This window comes from Nonomuraea sp. LPB2021202275-12-8, assembly GCF_037044575.1.
In the GTDB taxonomy this organism is placed as follows: Bacteria; Actinomycetota; Actinomycetes; order Streptosporangiales; family Streptosporangiaceae; genus Nonomuraea.
This window is the reverse complement of record NZ_JBAHWD010000035.1, coordinates 34,350-47,428: the sequence shown is the minus strand read 5'-3', so window position 1 is coordinate 47,428 and position 13,079 is coordinate 34,350. Positions and strand designations below refer to the sequence as shown.

At 70.0% G+C, this 13,079-nt stretch carries 12 protein-coding genes; 2 read left to right on the top strand and 10 right to left on the bottom strand.

What is annotated here, in order from left to right; translation table 11 throughout:
• Window positions 1–27 precede the first annotated feature (27 nt).
• Window positions 28–3,105: an AfsR/SARP family transcriptional regulator gene (locus V5E28_RS39950; RefSeq protein WP_336214941.1), complete on the top strand. Its 3,078-nt coding sequence runs from the start codon at window positions 28–30 to the stop codon at window positions 3,103–3,105.
• Between the two features lie 127 nt (window positions 3,106–3,232).
• Here V5E28_RS39950 and V5E28_RS39945 read toward each other — a convergent pair whose 3' ends face one another.
• Entirely contained in the window at window positions 3,233–3,706 is a 474-nt protein-coding gene (locus V5E28_RS39945) for a hypothetical protein (protein WP_336214939.1), read from the bottom strand.
• Between the two features lie 168 nt (window positions 3,707–3,874).
• Window positions 3,875–4,591 carry a cytochrome P450 gene (locus V5E28_RS39940; RefSeq protein ID WP_336214938.1) on the bottom strand — a complete coding sequence of 239 codons (717 nt, stop codon included), beginning with the start codon at window positions 4,589–4,591 and terminating at the stop codon, window positions 3,875–3,877.
• Between the two features lie 28 nt (window positions 4,592–4,619).
• Between V5E28_RS39940 and V5E28_RS49775 the strand changes: the two genes are divergently transcribed.
• Window positions 4,620–4,769 carry a hypothetical protein gene (locus V5E28_RS49775; RefSeq protein ID WP_442945938.1) on the top strand — a complete coding sequence of 50 codons (150 nt, stop codon included), beginning with the start codon at window positions 4,620–4,622 and terminating at the stop codon, window positions 4,767–4,769.
• Window positions 4,770–4,789: 20 nt separating this feature from the next.
• Here V5E28_RS49775 and V5E28_RS39935 read toward each other — a convergent pair whose 3' ends face one another.
• The 8 genes from V5E28_RS39935 to V5E28_RS39900 form a co-directional block, all read right to left on the bottom strand.
• The gene (locus tag V5E28_RS39935) at window positions 4,790–6,544 is read right to left on the bottom strand and encodes an ABC transporter ATP-binding protein (RefSeq protein WP_336214937.1); all 1,755 of its coding nucleotides are present in this window, start codon (window positions 6,542–6,544) and stop codon (window positions 4,790–4,792) included.
• Window positions 6,541–8,061: an ABC transporter ATP-binding protein gene (locus V5E28_RS39930; protein ID WP_336214936.1), complete on the bottom strand. Its 1,521-nt coding sequence runs from the start codon at window positions 8,059–8,061 to the stop codon at window positions 6,541–6,543. The genes V5E28_RS39935 and V5E28_RS39930 overlap by 4 nt, the downstream gene beginning before the upstream one ends.
• Window positions 8,062–8,071: 10 nt before the next feature.
• Window positions 8,072–8,245, bottom strand: coding sequence for a hypothetical protein (locus tag V5E28_RS39925; protein WP_336214935.1), 174 nt, complete (start codon window positions 8,243–8,245; stop codon window positions 8,072–8,074).
• Window positions 8,242–8,859 (bottom strand): TIGR03086 family metal-binding protein, encoded by a 618-nt coding sequence (locus V5E28_RS39920; protein WP_336214934.1) that lies wholly within the window; start codon window positions 8,857–8,859, stop codon window positions 8,242–8,244. Before V5E28_RS39920 ends, V5E28_RS39925 begins: the two co-directional genes overlap by 4 nt.
• Complete coding sequence (locus V5E28_RS39915) at window positions 8,856–9,317, bottom strand: sigma factor (RefSeq protein WP_336214933.1); 462 nt, start codon at window positions 9,315–9,317, stop codon at window positions 8,856–8,858. The genes V5E28_RS39920 and V5E28_RS39915 overlap by 4 nt, the downstream gene beginning before the upstream one ends.
• 324 nt (window positions 9,318–9,641) lie before the next feature.
• Window positions 9,642–10,538 carry a GNAT family N-acetyltransferase gene (locus tag V5E28_RS39910; RefSeq protein WP_336214932.1) on the bottom strand — a complete coding sequence of 299 codons (897 nt, stop codon included), beginning with the start codon at window positions 10,536–10,538 and terminating at the stop codon, window positions 9,642–9,644.
• Between the two features lie 364 nt (window positions 10,539–10,902).
• Entirely contained in the window at window positions 10,903–11,895 is a 993-nt protein-coding gene (locus tag V5E28_RS39905) for an aldo/keto reductase (RefSeq protein WP_336214931.1), read from the bottom strand.
• Between the two features lie 170 nt (window positions 11,896–12,065).
• Complete coding sequence (locus tag V5E28_RS39900) at window positions 12,066–13,028, bottom strand: GlxA family transcriptional regulator (protein ID WP_336214930.1); 963 nt, start codon at window positions 13,026–13,028, stop codon at window positions 12,066–12,068.
• Window positions 13,029–13,079: the final 51 nt, after the last annotated feature.

The window sequence follows — 13,079 nt, the reverse complement described above, 5'->3', positions numbered from 1 at the left end:
AGGATCGCGCTCGCTATCGTGATCTCCATGGGGGCTCATGACGTGCGGTTCAGCATTCTGGGGCGGCTCGAAGCGACGGTCGGCGAGCGGCTGGTCCGATTGGGCGGCCCGCGGGCGCGGGCGGTTCTGGCCATGCTGGTGGTCAGCCACGGCCAGGTGCTCAGCATCGACCGCCTGACCGGCGCGTGGGGGCAGGACCCGCCGGCGACCGTTCGCAACCAGGTCATGATCGCGGTGGCGGCGCTACGTCGGGGACTGCGCGAAGCGGGAGCCGAGCCAGAGATCCTCAGGACCGTAGGGTCCGGCTATCAGCTGAGCGGCGGCCTGGTGGACGCGCACTGCGCGGAGCAGTGCGTCGAGCGGGGCCGGCAGGCGGCGCAGGAAGGACGGACGGCCGAGGCCAGCGACCTGCTCGGCCGGGCATTGGCGCTGTGGCGCGGCCCGGTGCTCGCCGACCTGGAGCTGGAGGAGATCGCGGCCTATGTGGGACGGTGGGAGGAACTGCGGCTGGCCGTCCTCGAAGAGCGGGCCGAACTGGACCTCGCCCTCGGTCGGCACCGCAACCTGGTCGGCGAGCTGTCGGAGCTGCTCGCCGAGCATCCGCTGAGGGAACGCCTGCGGGGGCTGCTCATGGTGGCACTGCACGGCTCCGGGCGGCGGTCCGACGCGCTGGACGTGTACCGCGCGGGGGAGGCCCTGCTGGCAGACGAACTCGGCCTCGACCCCGGGCCCGAGCTGCGACGGCTGGAGGCGGCGATACTCGCTGACGATCCTGACCTGGACGCCTTCCATAGACGAGGCGACGCGAGGCTGGTGCCCGCCGAGTTGCCCGCCGACGTGACCGGCTTCGTGGGGCGCGAGCGCGACCTGACCCTGCTGCGTCAGCACGCAGTGTCCGACGGCGCGCCCGTCGTCACGACCATCACCGGCGCGGCCGGGATGGGCAAGACCGCCCTGGCCGTACGGTTCGGCCATCTCATGGCGGAGGAGTTCCCCGACGGCCAGCTTTACGTGGATCTGCGCGGACACGCGCGCCGCCCGCCGACGGCTCCGCTGGAGGCACTGGTGCGGATGCTCGGCTCGCTCGGAGTACCCCCCGAGCGGATCCCCGAAGAAGAGGAGGCGGCGGCCGGCCTGTACCGCTCGCATCTGTCGGGCCGGCGGATGCTCGTGCTGCTCGACGACGCGCGGACGGCCGAGCAGGTACGGCCCCTGTTACCTGGCGCTCCCGGTTGCCTGATCCTGATCACCAGCCGCAACGCGCTCGCCGGGCTGGCTGCTTCCCACGGCGCCCGGGGGCTGTCGCTTGGCGTGCTCGGCCATGACGAAAGCGTCCGGCTGCTGGCGTCCGTGCTCGGAGATCAGCGGCTGTTCGCGGAGCCGGAGGCGGCCGAGCAGGTCGCACGGCTGTGTGGCCGCCTCCCGCTGGCCTTACGAGTGGCCGCCGCCACGCTGGCTACGCGTCCGCGCCGGTCGCTGGCCGAGTACGCCGCGGCGCTGGCCGCCAGAGGGCTGGACGTGCTGCAGATCGACGGCGACGTGGCGGTGCGGGCGGCGTTCGATCTGTCCTACACGGGATTGCCGGATGCGGAGCGGCGCCTGTTCCGGCTGCTCGGGCTGGTCCCGGGGGCCGACATCACCGCTCCGGCCGCTGCCGCGTTGGCGGACATCGACGCCGCCGAGGCTGGACGGCTCCTGGACCGCCTCACCGCCGCCCACCTGCTCGACGAGCACCGGCCGTACCGGCACACCTGCCACGACCTGCTCCGCCAGTACGCCGGGGAACTTGTGCTCCGCGAGAACGACCCACTGGACAGCGGCCAGGCCGTCGAACGCCTCGGTGACTGGTACGTGACCGAGGCCGTCGCGGCCGCGGCGAGCGCCTATCCCTCGATCACCCGCCTCCCTCCCCGAGCCGCGCCCGAGCGCAAGCCGCGCGCCGAGGCGATGGCCTGGCTCACCGCGGAGCGGGCCAATCTCGTCGCCTTCGCCCTGCACGCCGCCGGCGCGACCGACACCGTCCCCCATCAGCCCCCCCATCAGCCCCCCATCAGTGGGTCAAGGCGGCACGCCTGGTTGATCGCCGACGCCCTGCGCGGCCACTTCGTCAACCACACCGCCGTCAGCCTTGCCGACATCGCGGTCACCGCCGACGCCGCCGTGCATGCGGCCACTGTAGAGAACGACCTGCTTGGCCTGGCGGCGGCGCACTTGTGCGTGGGTTCCGCCGCTCTGTGCCGCTCCAGCTTCGCCGCGGCCCGCACCGCCTGCGAACTGGCCGTTCAGCACAGCGAGCGCGCGGGCTGGTTCTCCGGCGCCGCCGCCGCGCACAACAACGCCGCCTCTGCCTGCCACGACCAGGGCGAGCTGCGCCAGGCCATTGACCACTTCACCGTCTCAGTGGAGCTCAACCGTAAGATCGGCGACGTCTACGGCGAGGCCAACGCCACCAGCAATCTGGGCATCGTCCGTCTCGAGTTCGGCGATGTGGAGGCGGCGGAACGACACCTGCGCGGCGCCATCGCCCTTCACCGGGGCCTGCGTGACAGTGCGGTGAGCCACTCCCTTAACGAGCTCGCGACCGTCCGGCGCATCAGCGGTGACCTTGATGAGGCGCTGACCCTCGCCACCGAGGCGCTCGGCCACGACCGCGCGAGCGGCCTGCACGTGCCCGAGTCCAAGAGCCTGACCACGCTGGCGGAGATCCGCCGCGACGCGGGCCACCTCGATCTCGCCCTCGAGTTGGCGGCGTCGGCCAGTGAGCGCGCCGAGGGAGCGCACCATGTCTATTCCATGTGCCTCGCCACGCACGTCCTCGGCACCGTTCAGACGCTGATCGGGAATCACGGGGAGGCCATCGACGCCCAGCAGCGAGCGCTCGGGCACGCGGTTGCGGCAGACATGCGGTACCTGCAGGTCAGGGCGCTGCTCGGCCTCGCCCGTGCGCACGCCGGCCTGGGCGCTCACGACCGGGCGCTCTCGTACGCCCGTCAAGCGTTGGACGGGGCGCGCTCGACGGGTTACCGCTTGCTGGAGGACATGGCGTTGACGCTCGTGGCCGATCTCGAAGGTGAGCCCCGTCCCGCGCCGTCCTCAAGGCGATGAACAACGACGGCCGCGATGTCGTCACGATGATGACGGATCTGTCATCGTCACGATGACAGATCTCGCCCCGGCTACGCAGTCCTCTTGCGCGTGCGCGCGTTGGTGCCTCGCGACAGTCCCCGGCGAGTTACAGGCCGGTCATCACCAGGCTCATGTAGTACCAGTAGTCGCCGCCGAAGACGTGCTGCGGGATGTAGGTGATCTGTCCGGTGGCGAGCGTGGCGCAGGTGGAGCCCCACGCGGTGACCGAGCCGAGCTGCTTGCCTTGGCCGACGGCGGGCGGGGTGACCTCGCGCAGGCTGAACAGTGCTGATCCGGTGGTGCCGATGGTGGTGGTCGGGTTGGCGAAGTTGCCGGAATAGGCGCGATCACCGTTATCCATGGCGACGTATTGGTTGCCGCTGGGGTACATGTACCCGGCGAGGTTGATCTTGATCTCGTCGCCGCTGTTCTCATCCGTGTCGTAGGCGTCCACGAAGTTCAGTTCCACCCGGCACGTGGCGGCCGCGGTCGTCGCGCTGGCGGGCGCCGCGGACACAGCCGCCGAGACGGCCAGGCCCGCTGTCAGCACGAGCGCCTGTATGAGCTTGTGAGATCGCATGCCGTTTCTCCCTCTGTTGGCCTGCGTCTCATGCTGAAACGCCGGCACCTCAGGGTGCGGCAGGCAGGGTGGTCAGGTCAGTGGCCAAATGCACGCTCGATGCACGCCTTTGTGCGCGGTCGCGCGGCCGGGGCGCGTGCGCAGGTCCTAGCGAAAATCATCCCGGGTTCAACGACACCCTCTCCACATACGAGCGCTGCTGAGCGTCGATGCGCACTTTCCCAGGTGGTCGCTCCGTTCGTGGGGCTCGGCCGCGAGGCGCTCCCGGTCCGCCGGGGTCTTGGCCAGGTGCCACAGGGACACTCCTATGGCGCTCCACGTCGTGTCGATACCCGCGATGAGCAGCAGCATCATCATGCCCACGACGTGCAGGGGGTCGAGCTTGCGGCCGTGGAGTTCGGCGTTGACGAGGTACGTCGCCAGGTCGTCGCGAGGGTTGGCGATGTGGTCGTGGATCTGCGTGACGAGGTAGCCGGACAGCTCGTTGAAGCGTTCGAAGCGCTCCTCGGGCGGCTGGTTGACGCTCTCCAGGACGTTCTCGACGAACTCGCGGAACCGCGGGCCGTCCTCGGGTGGGAAGCCGAGCATGCCGGCGATCACCCGCATCGGGATGTGCTGGGCGTAGTCGCGGGCGGCGTCCACGACCTTCCGCCCCTCCAGGGCGTCGATCAGTTCATGGCAGTACGCCCGCGTCGCCGCCTCCTGCTCGGCTACCGCCGCCTTGGTGAACGCCGGCAGCAGCAGCTTCCGGGCGTCGTGGTGGAAGGGCGGGTCTGAGGTGATGGGCGGGGCGTCGCCTGCCGGGGCCAGATCGAGCGGCGGCTTGTTGTTGCTGATGATGATCGGAAGTTGAGCGGGGTCATGGGAAGGCCGGCTGCTGCTCACTCAGGAACAACTCGCCGAACGGGCTCGCGTGTCCGTGCGCTGTGTCAGGGACGTGAAGTGCGATCGCCGGCTCCCTCGCGTGGATACCCTCGGCCGGATCGCCCGGGCCCTGGGCCTCGCGTCTCTCCTTCACTCCACGCTCGAGCCCGCGTCCCGATCCTCCGGCGCCGACGTCTGACCGTCTCCCGGCTTCACCGGTCAGCGCTGCGGAGAATCGTGTCCGGCGCCGAGTCTCCGCGAGCCCTGCCACGACCTCCACAGCGCCTCGTACACCCCGCCCGCCGCGACCAGCTCGTCGTGGGCTCCGACCTCCACCACCCGGCCGTTGTCCATGACCACCACCCGATCGGCGTCGCGGGCCGTGTGCAGGCGGTGGGCGATGGCGATGACGGTCCGCCCCTCCAGGACGGCGGCGAGCGAGCGTTCGGCGCGCCTGGCCGTACGGGGGGCGAGCATGGCGGTGGCCTCGTCCAGGATGACCGTGTGCGGGTCGGCCAGGATGACCCTGGCCAGGGCGAGCTGCTGGACCCGGTCCGGGCCGAGGGCGGCGCCGGACGACTGGGACCCCAGCTCGTCGTCGAGCGAGGCGACCCAGTCGGCGCCGACCGCCGCCAGCGCCTTGCCCAGGCGGTCGTCGCCGGCCGTCGGATCTGCCAGCAGCAGGTTGTCGCGGACGGTGCCGAGGAACAGGTGCTGTTCCTGGGTGACCAGGACGACGTGCTCGCGGAGCTGGGCGGGGGAGAGGTCGGCGACGGCCGCCGAGCCGACGGTGACCGTGCCCAGGCGGGGGCGGTCGATGCCGGCCAGCAGCTTGCCCAGGGTGGACTTGCCGGCTCCCGAGGGGCCGACGACGGCCAGTCGCTCGCCGGGCCGTACGGTCAGATCGACGCCGGTCACCACGTCGTCGCCGCCTTCGTAGGCGAAGTGCACGCCGCACGCCTCGATGCGGTCGCCCTGCGGCGCCCCGGCGGCGACCTCCTCCCGCGCCGGTGTCGCGAGGCCCTCGATCCTGGCGAAGGAGGCGCCGCTGCTCTGCAGCTGCTCCAGCCAGATCAGGATCGTCTCGATCGGCTGGCCGAGCTGGCGCAGGTAGAGCACGCAGGTGACGACCGCGCCCAGCGTGACCTGGCCGCGGTCCAGGAGCACCCCGCCGAGCAGCAGTACCAGCACGGGCGGCAGGAGCGAGGAGACCTCCACCGAGGGCCAGAGCACGCTGCGCAGGAAGAGGGTCCGCAGCTGGGCGGCCCGGCCGCGCTCGATCACCCGTTCCGCCGCCCGCGTGCGATTGGCCTGCAGGCCCAGGGCCTCGATGGTGCGGGCGCCCGCGGCGTTGGCGGCCAGGTGCTCGGCCAGCTCCGAGCGGGCGGCGCCTTCCTCCAGGTAGGCGGGGCGGGCGCGGCGAAGGTACCAGCGGGAGGCGGCCACGATGCCGGCCAGCGCGAGCAGGCCGCAGGCGCCCAGGACCGGGTCGACCAGGAAGACGGCGACGATCAGGAAGAGCACCTGCAGGCTCGAGACGAGGATCGCGGGGGCGGCGTCGCGCAGGGTGCGGCCGACGACGGCCACGTCGGTGGTTCCGCGGGCGGTCAGGTCGCCGGTGCGGATGTGCTCGACCGTGGCGGCGGGCAGGGCCAGCACGCGGTCCAGGAGTTCGGCGCGGATGTGTTCCTGGACGCGCTCGCTGAAGCCGGTGCCGACCTTCTCGGCGTACCTGGACAGGACCAGCTGGGCCAGCGCCGCGCCCACGGCGATCGCGGCGAGCAGGTCGACCGTGCCTCCGGCGCTGATGGAGTCGATGATGCGGCCCAGCAACCACGGGCTGACCAGCGCTGCGGCCGCTGCGAGGCTGTTGAGCAGCAGCGTCGCGGTGAAGCCCGGCACGTCGCGCCTGACCAGGCGTAGGGCGGCCCGCCGTACCTGCTGGCGGTCGGCGATGGGCAGGTCGCGGTTCACGCGAGCACCGATCGGTAGGCGGGGGTGGACTCCATCAGCTCGCGGTGGGTGCCGGAGGCGGCCACCCTCCCTTCCTCGATGAACAGCACCTGGTCGGCCTGGGCGAGCAGCAGCGGCGAGGTGGTGGCCACGACCGTCGTACGGCCGGCGCGTGCCGTACGGAGCCGCCCCGCGAGGAGGGACTCGGTGTGCGCGTCCAGCGCGGAGGTGGGCTCCACGGCCAGCAGCACCTCGGGCTCGGCCAGCAGCGCCCGGGCCACGCGCACGCGCTGACGCTGGCCGCCCGACAGGTTGCGGCCGCCGGGTTCGATCATCGAGTCGAGCCCGTGGCGCAGCCCTGCGACCACGTCCTGCGCCGCGGCGACATGCACGGCCCGGTGGATGGCCTCGTCGTCCGCCTCGCCCCGGCCCTGGAGGACCTCGCGCAGCGTGCCCGCGAACAGGGCGGCGTCGTGGTCGGCGATCAGAGAGGTGCCGTCGAACCCGCCCAGCCCTTCGAGCAGCGCCACGCTCTCCTCGGGCCGGGCGCTGACCAGCCCCACCAGGCTCCCCGGCGCGACCTCCGGCCCGGCGGGCCGGGGCCGCTCCTCGGCGCGCAGCGCGAGGAAGCGGGTGACCTGGCGGGCGGCGACCAGGCCGTGGCTGATCTGGAAGCTGCCCTCGATGAAGAAGGAGACCGGCACCACCAGTACGGCGATGTACCCGTATACCCCGACCAGCTCGCCCACCGTGATCGCCCCCTCGGCGGCCAGCCGGGCGCCCAGCCAGGTGACGGCGGCCAGGAACAGGGCGGGCAATCCGGCGCCCAGCGCGCCGATCCAGCTCGTCAGCGACGCCACCCGGTAGCCCTGCTCGCGCAGGCTCGCCGAGTCGGCGCGGTACCGCTCGGCGTAGGTGCCCTTGCCGCCGAAGGCGTTGAGCACCCGCAGCCCCTCGATCAGGTCGACCAGGCGGGTGGTCAGCCTGCCCTGGTTCTCGCGGTAGCCGTTCTGCACCTTCATCAGCCGCCCGAGCAGCGGGCCGAGCAGGATCGCCAGCAGCGGCACGCCCAGCAGCACCACCACGGCCAGCACCACGGAGACCTGCAGCAGCAGCGCCGCCACCACGCCGTAGCTGACCACCGCGCCCACGCCGGGGCCGGTCACCGTCAGCGAGGCGGCGATGGCGTTGACGTCACCGATGCCGATCGTCACCACGTCGCCCGTCGAAGCGCGCTTGGGCAGGTCGGCGCCAAGCTTGTTGATCTGCTCGACCAGGGCGCGGACGGTACGGAAGTTGGCGTCCATCCGGATCTTGGTCATCGTGCGGTGCCGTAACATCGCCAGCCAGGCGTTGACCAGGCCCGCGCCGAGCAGCGCCAGCACCCAGCCGGGCGCCAGGTTGTCGTCGATCGCCCTGGACAGCAGGTACGGCGGGAGCGTCAGGCCCACCATCCAGAGGGTTCCCAGCGTCGCGCCCAGCGCGACCCGGCCCTTCTGCGCCCAGGCCAGCCAGCACAGATACCGAGCCGCCTTCATGGGGATCACGCTAGAGCATGGCTTTGGCGTCTCTTTGCCCGCCCTGGAGCGGCCGTTCGTAGCGGCTGCCCCAGGTGATCGGTCCCTCCTTGTCACGCTGCCCGGGTGCGCCCGTGACGGCGACGTCGCCACGGTGCGCGAAGCCCCGCTCGCGGTAGTAGGCACGCAGCCGGTCTGCGTTCACGGGGCCCGTCGGAAGGCCATCCTGGGGTCACGGCCGAGATAGGCCACCAGCCGGTCGGCCGGCGTTGCCGATTCCGGCACCGGCACCGGCTCGGCGAACTGCGGGTGTCGGCTGTCGGGGCTCACCGCGATGCGGGCGAAGTCGTAGAGGTCGGTGGCCAGCGCGGTGGGGATGACGCAGTCGACGCCACACGCCGTCGCGATGTCCCAGCCGTGCACGGCGATTTCGAGCGCGCCCGTGCCGCCTAACAGCAGGCTGTGCAGCGGCGTGCCCGCGACCTCGATCATCCGGTCATCGCCGTCGTGTCCGGAACAGATCCACGACTCCAGCAACCTGTTGGTGAGCTGGCGGAACACCGCCAGCACGTCTCCGCCGCCGTCGGAGGGCACATCGGGTTCCAGGCCGAGGCGCCCGTTCTCGAGGCCCTCGCTCAACGTGGCCAGCGAGTCGTTGACATGCGACAGCAACGTCCGCAGATCCCACTGATCACAAGGTGTCGGCCGGGAGAAGTCGTCCGTGGTCACGTGGCTGACGGCGTAGCGGACGAAACCAGTCGCGCGCTCCGTGAGACTCTTGCCGCGGACCAGACCGGCCAGCGAATCCTGAGCGGTCATCGACTGCGACGTGCCGGAGCGCCGACCTCAACGGTCATCGGGAGGCCGTAAAGGACGGACATCCCGCGGTCCTCGGCCACGGTGATGCCATCAATTCCGGCGTCGGACACATCCAGTACCTCAAGGGCGTGCGCACGCAGCACGCCGTCGGCGGCGGGGCGGTAGACCGCGAACCCGGGCTTGCCGGCGACGGTGCTGGGCACCATCCGGCAGTTGCCCAAGGTCGGGCACAGTTGCAGTTGCCGCGCCACGATCTCTCGACCGGTGAGCACATCCGGCTCCGCCTGCCCGACGTCCAGCACCGACATGTCGCCAGTCTCGAACGCGGCGGCGTACTGGTCGAGCATCTGCCGCCACGCGCGTAGAAGTGTCTCCTGGACCTGGTCCTCGGCCTCGTGCACCGAGCCGAGCAGGTCGTAGCAGTGAGCCGTAAGCTCGCCGCGAAGGGAGTTCGCCATAGCCAAGAACTCCGCGTCCCCGACCCTGCCGCCGTCCGGTGCCACGGCCTGCTCAACATCCTGCGGGTATGCATTCATCCCGGTCCCCTTGCATCGCATCGCATCCGTCACAAGGTAGACCCGGCGCCTGGCCGGAATTCGTCGCGACGGCCTCGGCGAATTCCCCCAGAGCGGGTGCGGCGGTCGAGCACACGCGGTCCGGCATGGCATCACACCCTGTAGCAGCGGTGGGCGGACGCATGACCCCGAGACAGCGAACGGCAAGCTGAGCACCGGCGTTGCTTCGTCGCGGCTTGAGCACTACCTGCCTGGACTTTCGTGAGGTCATGTAGCGGGCGAGATTACAGCGGCCCGTTCTTTCCGGTAGGTGCGTGTTCGGGTGTAGGGGCGGAAACCTATGCTCTGGTAGAGGATCTGCGGCACGGGATAGGCGTCGTCGCCGCGCGGGTAGACGATGGCGTTCTTGCCGCCCTCCTTGGCCAGGGCGTGGAGGGCGGCGGTGCAGACGGCTCGGGCGAGGCCGAGACGGCGGAAGTCGGGATGGGTGCCGACGGGTTCGATGAGGCCGGTCTGGTGGAGATCGTCATGCCAGATCAAGCAGTTGGCGGCGAATCGGCCGTCGGGGGCCTCGATGACCCAGTCCAGTTCGGGCCGGTAGGGCCAGGCGGCCATCACGTTGCGGTAGGACTCGAGCGTCACGCGGGTGGAGTTCCAAGCTGCCTGGTGGACCGCGACTCGCCTGTCCAGGTCCTCCTCGCTGCGAACGGCGCGTGCGATGAATCCGTCCGGCAGCACCGGCTCGGGCAGGCCGGTGAGGTCGCGCGAGTGGTAGGCGAAGAAGGGTGCTTCGTCTTGGGGCTCGTATCCGTGCCGCAGCAAGGCGGTGCGCAGGTCGGATTGGGTGTCCAAGGGGTTGATCTCGCGGGGGCGGTCACCGGCCAGGTGGTCGAACCAGTTCAAGATCTCGGGTAGCAACGGAGAGTGCGCCGGGTCGACTTCGAGCCGTAGGCCGTCGGGCAGTTGGGCCCAGGCCCAGGCGACCACCTTGCCCTGGGACTCCCAGAGCGCGATCGGCCAGTCGGCTTGCTGTGTGGTGTGCAAGCGTTCCCAGGCCAAATCACCGACGTGGTGTGAGCTGGAGGTCGACCACATGTGCTGTGTCAGGTCCTGCATCGCCCGCAGGTCGGCGGGCCCTGTGTAGCGGCGCATGGCGATTGTCATGGTTGCCCTCACGTGCAAACTGTCGAGTTCGGTAGATGCCCCAGTCCTTTGCGATGGACTTGGCGTTCACGTTCCGGCAAGCAGATCTAGGGCATCGACGATCCGGTTGTCCACCGAATTACCCACGCGCTGGAGGCGCACAGAATCAGGCAGCCGGTGGCGAGGCGGGCCGTCGTCTGCTCTATCCCGGCGTGGCGGTCCCTCCTGGTGGGCGGCGCGTCGTCAAGGTGATCGCGGCCCAGGTCAGGTGAGCTTCGGAGCGTCGCGGCGGTCGCGCGAAGCCTCGCCACGACGCGAAGCAGGTCCGGCGGCAGGTCAGGGAGTGCCGCCGGAGCTGTCGGCCAATAGTGTCCAAAGTGGAGTGTCAGTACGCGGCGTCGAGCTTCGCCTGCTGTTCCGCCGTCAACTCCAGGTCCACTGCAGCCAGGCTCTCCTCCAGTTGCTCGACTGAGGAGGCGCCGACCAGCGGGATCATCGGGATATCGCCGCCGATGAGCCAGGCGAGCACCACCTGGTTGACGGTCGCTCCTGTCTCCTTCGCCACTTCCTGCAGTGCCGCGAGACGCTGAGCTGTGCCTGGGTGGTCGAACGCGGCATCGAGCGGCTTGTCTTCACGTACATAGCCGCCGCCCAGCAAGGGCGAGTAAGCGACCAGCGTGAGTGCGGGCTCGGCTCTCAGATAGCTGAGCAGGTTCCCGCCGACGACCCCGAGGTTTCCGTCCTTGGAGCGCAGCGTCGGCAGATCGGTGCGCGGGCGCAGGTAGGAGTGGTGGTACTGCAGGACTTCATAGCCGGGCAGCCCCGCAGCGGCCGCCAGGTTCCGCGCCCGCTCGAGTCGCCAGGCCCAGTGGTTGCTTGCCCCGAGAAGACCCACAGCGCCTTCCTGGACCAGACCCGCGAAAGCCTCGACCGTCTCCTCCAGCGGCACCTTGGAACCTTCGAGGTACGCGTGTGCGTACAGCAGGTCCAGCTTGTCCACGCCGAGCCGTTCCCGGCTTCGCTCCGAAGACTCCCGAATCACCTGGGCGGACAGGCCCTCAAGGTCGTGGCTGAGGCCGGTCGCCGGAGCGTTGGGCCGTCCTCCGAGCTTGGTGGCGATGACGATCTCGTCCGTGACGTTGCGGCTGCGTCGCCAACGGCCGAGCAGCGCTTCGCTTTCACCGCCTTGGGTGCCATTGACCCAGTAGGCGTAATTATTGGCCGTGTCGATGAAATTCCCACCGGCTTCGACGAAGCGGTCAAGGATGGCGAACGACGTCGCCTCGTCGATGGCGGTGCCGAACATCATCGCGCCGAGGCTCAGCACGCTGACATTACGGCGAGTCCTGGGATCGCTGCCAATCGTGCGGTATTTCATGTTAAATCATCTCCCTGTGAACCAAGTCGGGCGTTCGGCGGAAGTATTCACCCTAGAGTCCGCTCTAGGTCAAATGGTCACATTCGCGTGCCCGGCATGGGCCCCGTACCAGCGACAGCAAACGGGTCCGGGGCTGCGCGGTGATCTGCCACCGCGGAGCTGTGGCGCCTTTACAACTGGCTGAAGGCTCGCCGGTACGCGCGAGGCGATACGCCGCGGCGCTGAACGAACAACTCGCGCAGCACGGAGACCGACGCGAAGCCGACCTGGTGTGCGATCTGTTCGACCTGCAGGTCGGTGGTCTCGAGCAACTCTTCGGCGCGATCGAGCCGTCGAGTACGCAGCCAGGCGTACGGTGTGGTCCCGGTCGCCATCCTGAAGCGCCGGGCGAACGTGCGGGGGCTCATGAGCGCCTGAGCCGCGAGGTCGTTGACCGACAGCGGCTTGTCCAGGTTCTGCCGCGCCCAGTCCAGCACACCGGCGAGCCGCTCGTCACCACCGTCGGTCGGCACAGGGGCGGGAATGTACTGGGCCTGGCCTCCGTCACGGTGGGGTGCGACGACGATCTCGCGGGCAATGACGTTGGCGATCGCCGCGCCGTGCTCGCGGCGCAGCAAGTGGAGGCAGAGGTCGATCCCCGCAGCCGCGCCGGCGCCGGTGACGATGGCGCCCTCGTCCACATAGAGAACCTCCGGCATGACGGAGACGGCTGGGTGGCGGGCGGCCAGGTCGTCAGCCAGGCTCCAGTGGGTGGTGGCGCGGCGACCGTCGAGCAAACCCGTGGCGGCCAGGACAAAGGACCCCGTACAGAAACTCGCGACGATCGAACCCCGCTCGTGAGCGGCGCGAATCGCCTCCACCAAAGCGGATGGGGGTGCATCTGCGGAAACATGATCATCCGCGGGGATCAAGATGATCAGATCCGCTCGGGCGAGATGGTCCAGCCCGAACTCGACATTGAGCGGAAGGCCGAGGTCGGTGCGCACATCGCCGGGCCGCTCGGCGCACACGAAGAACTCGAAGGCGGGCACGCCCAGCCGAGTGCGGTCAGCGAACACCTTGCCAACCAGCCCGAGGCTGAAGGCGCTCACTCCTTGCGTCGCGTAGGCGGCGATCGAACGGAAGGGGGGCACGGCCACATCGTGGCAGAAATCCGGCGAACATGTGCAGTCTTGCCACTCCCG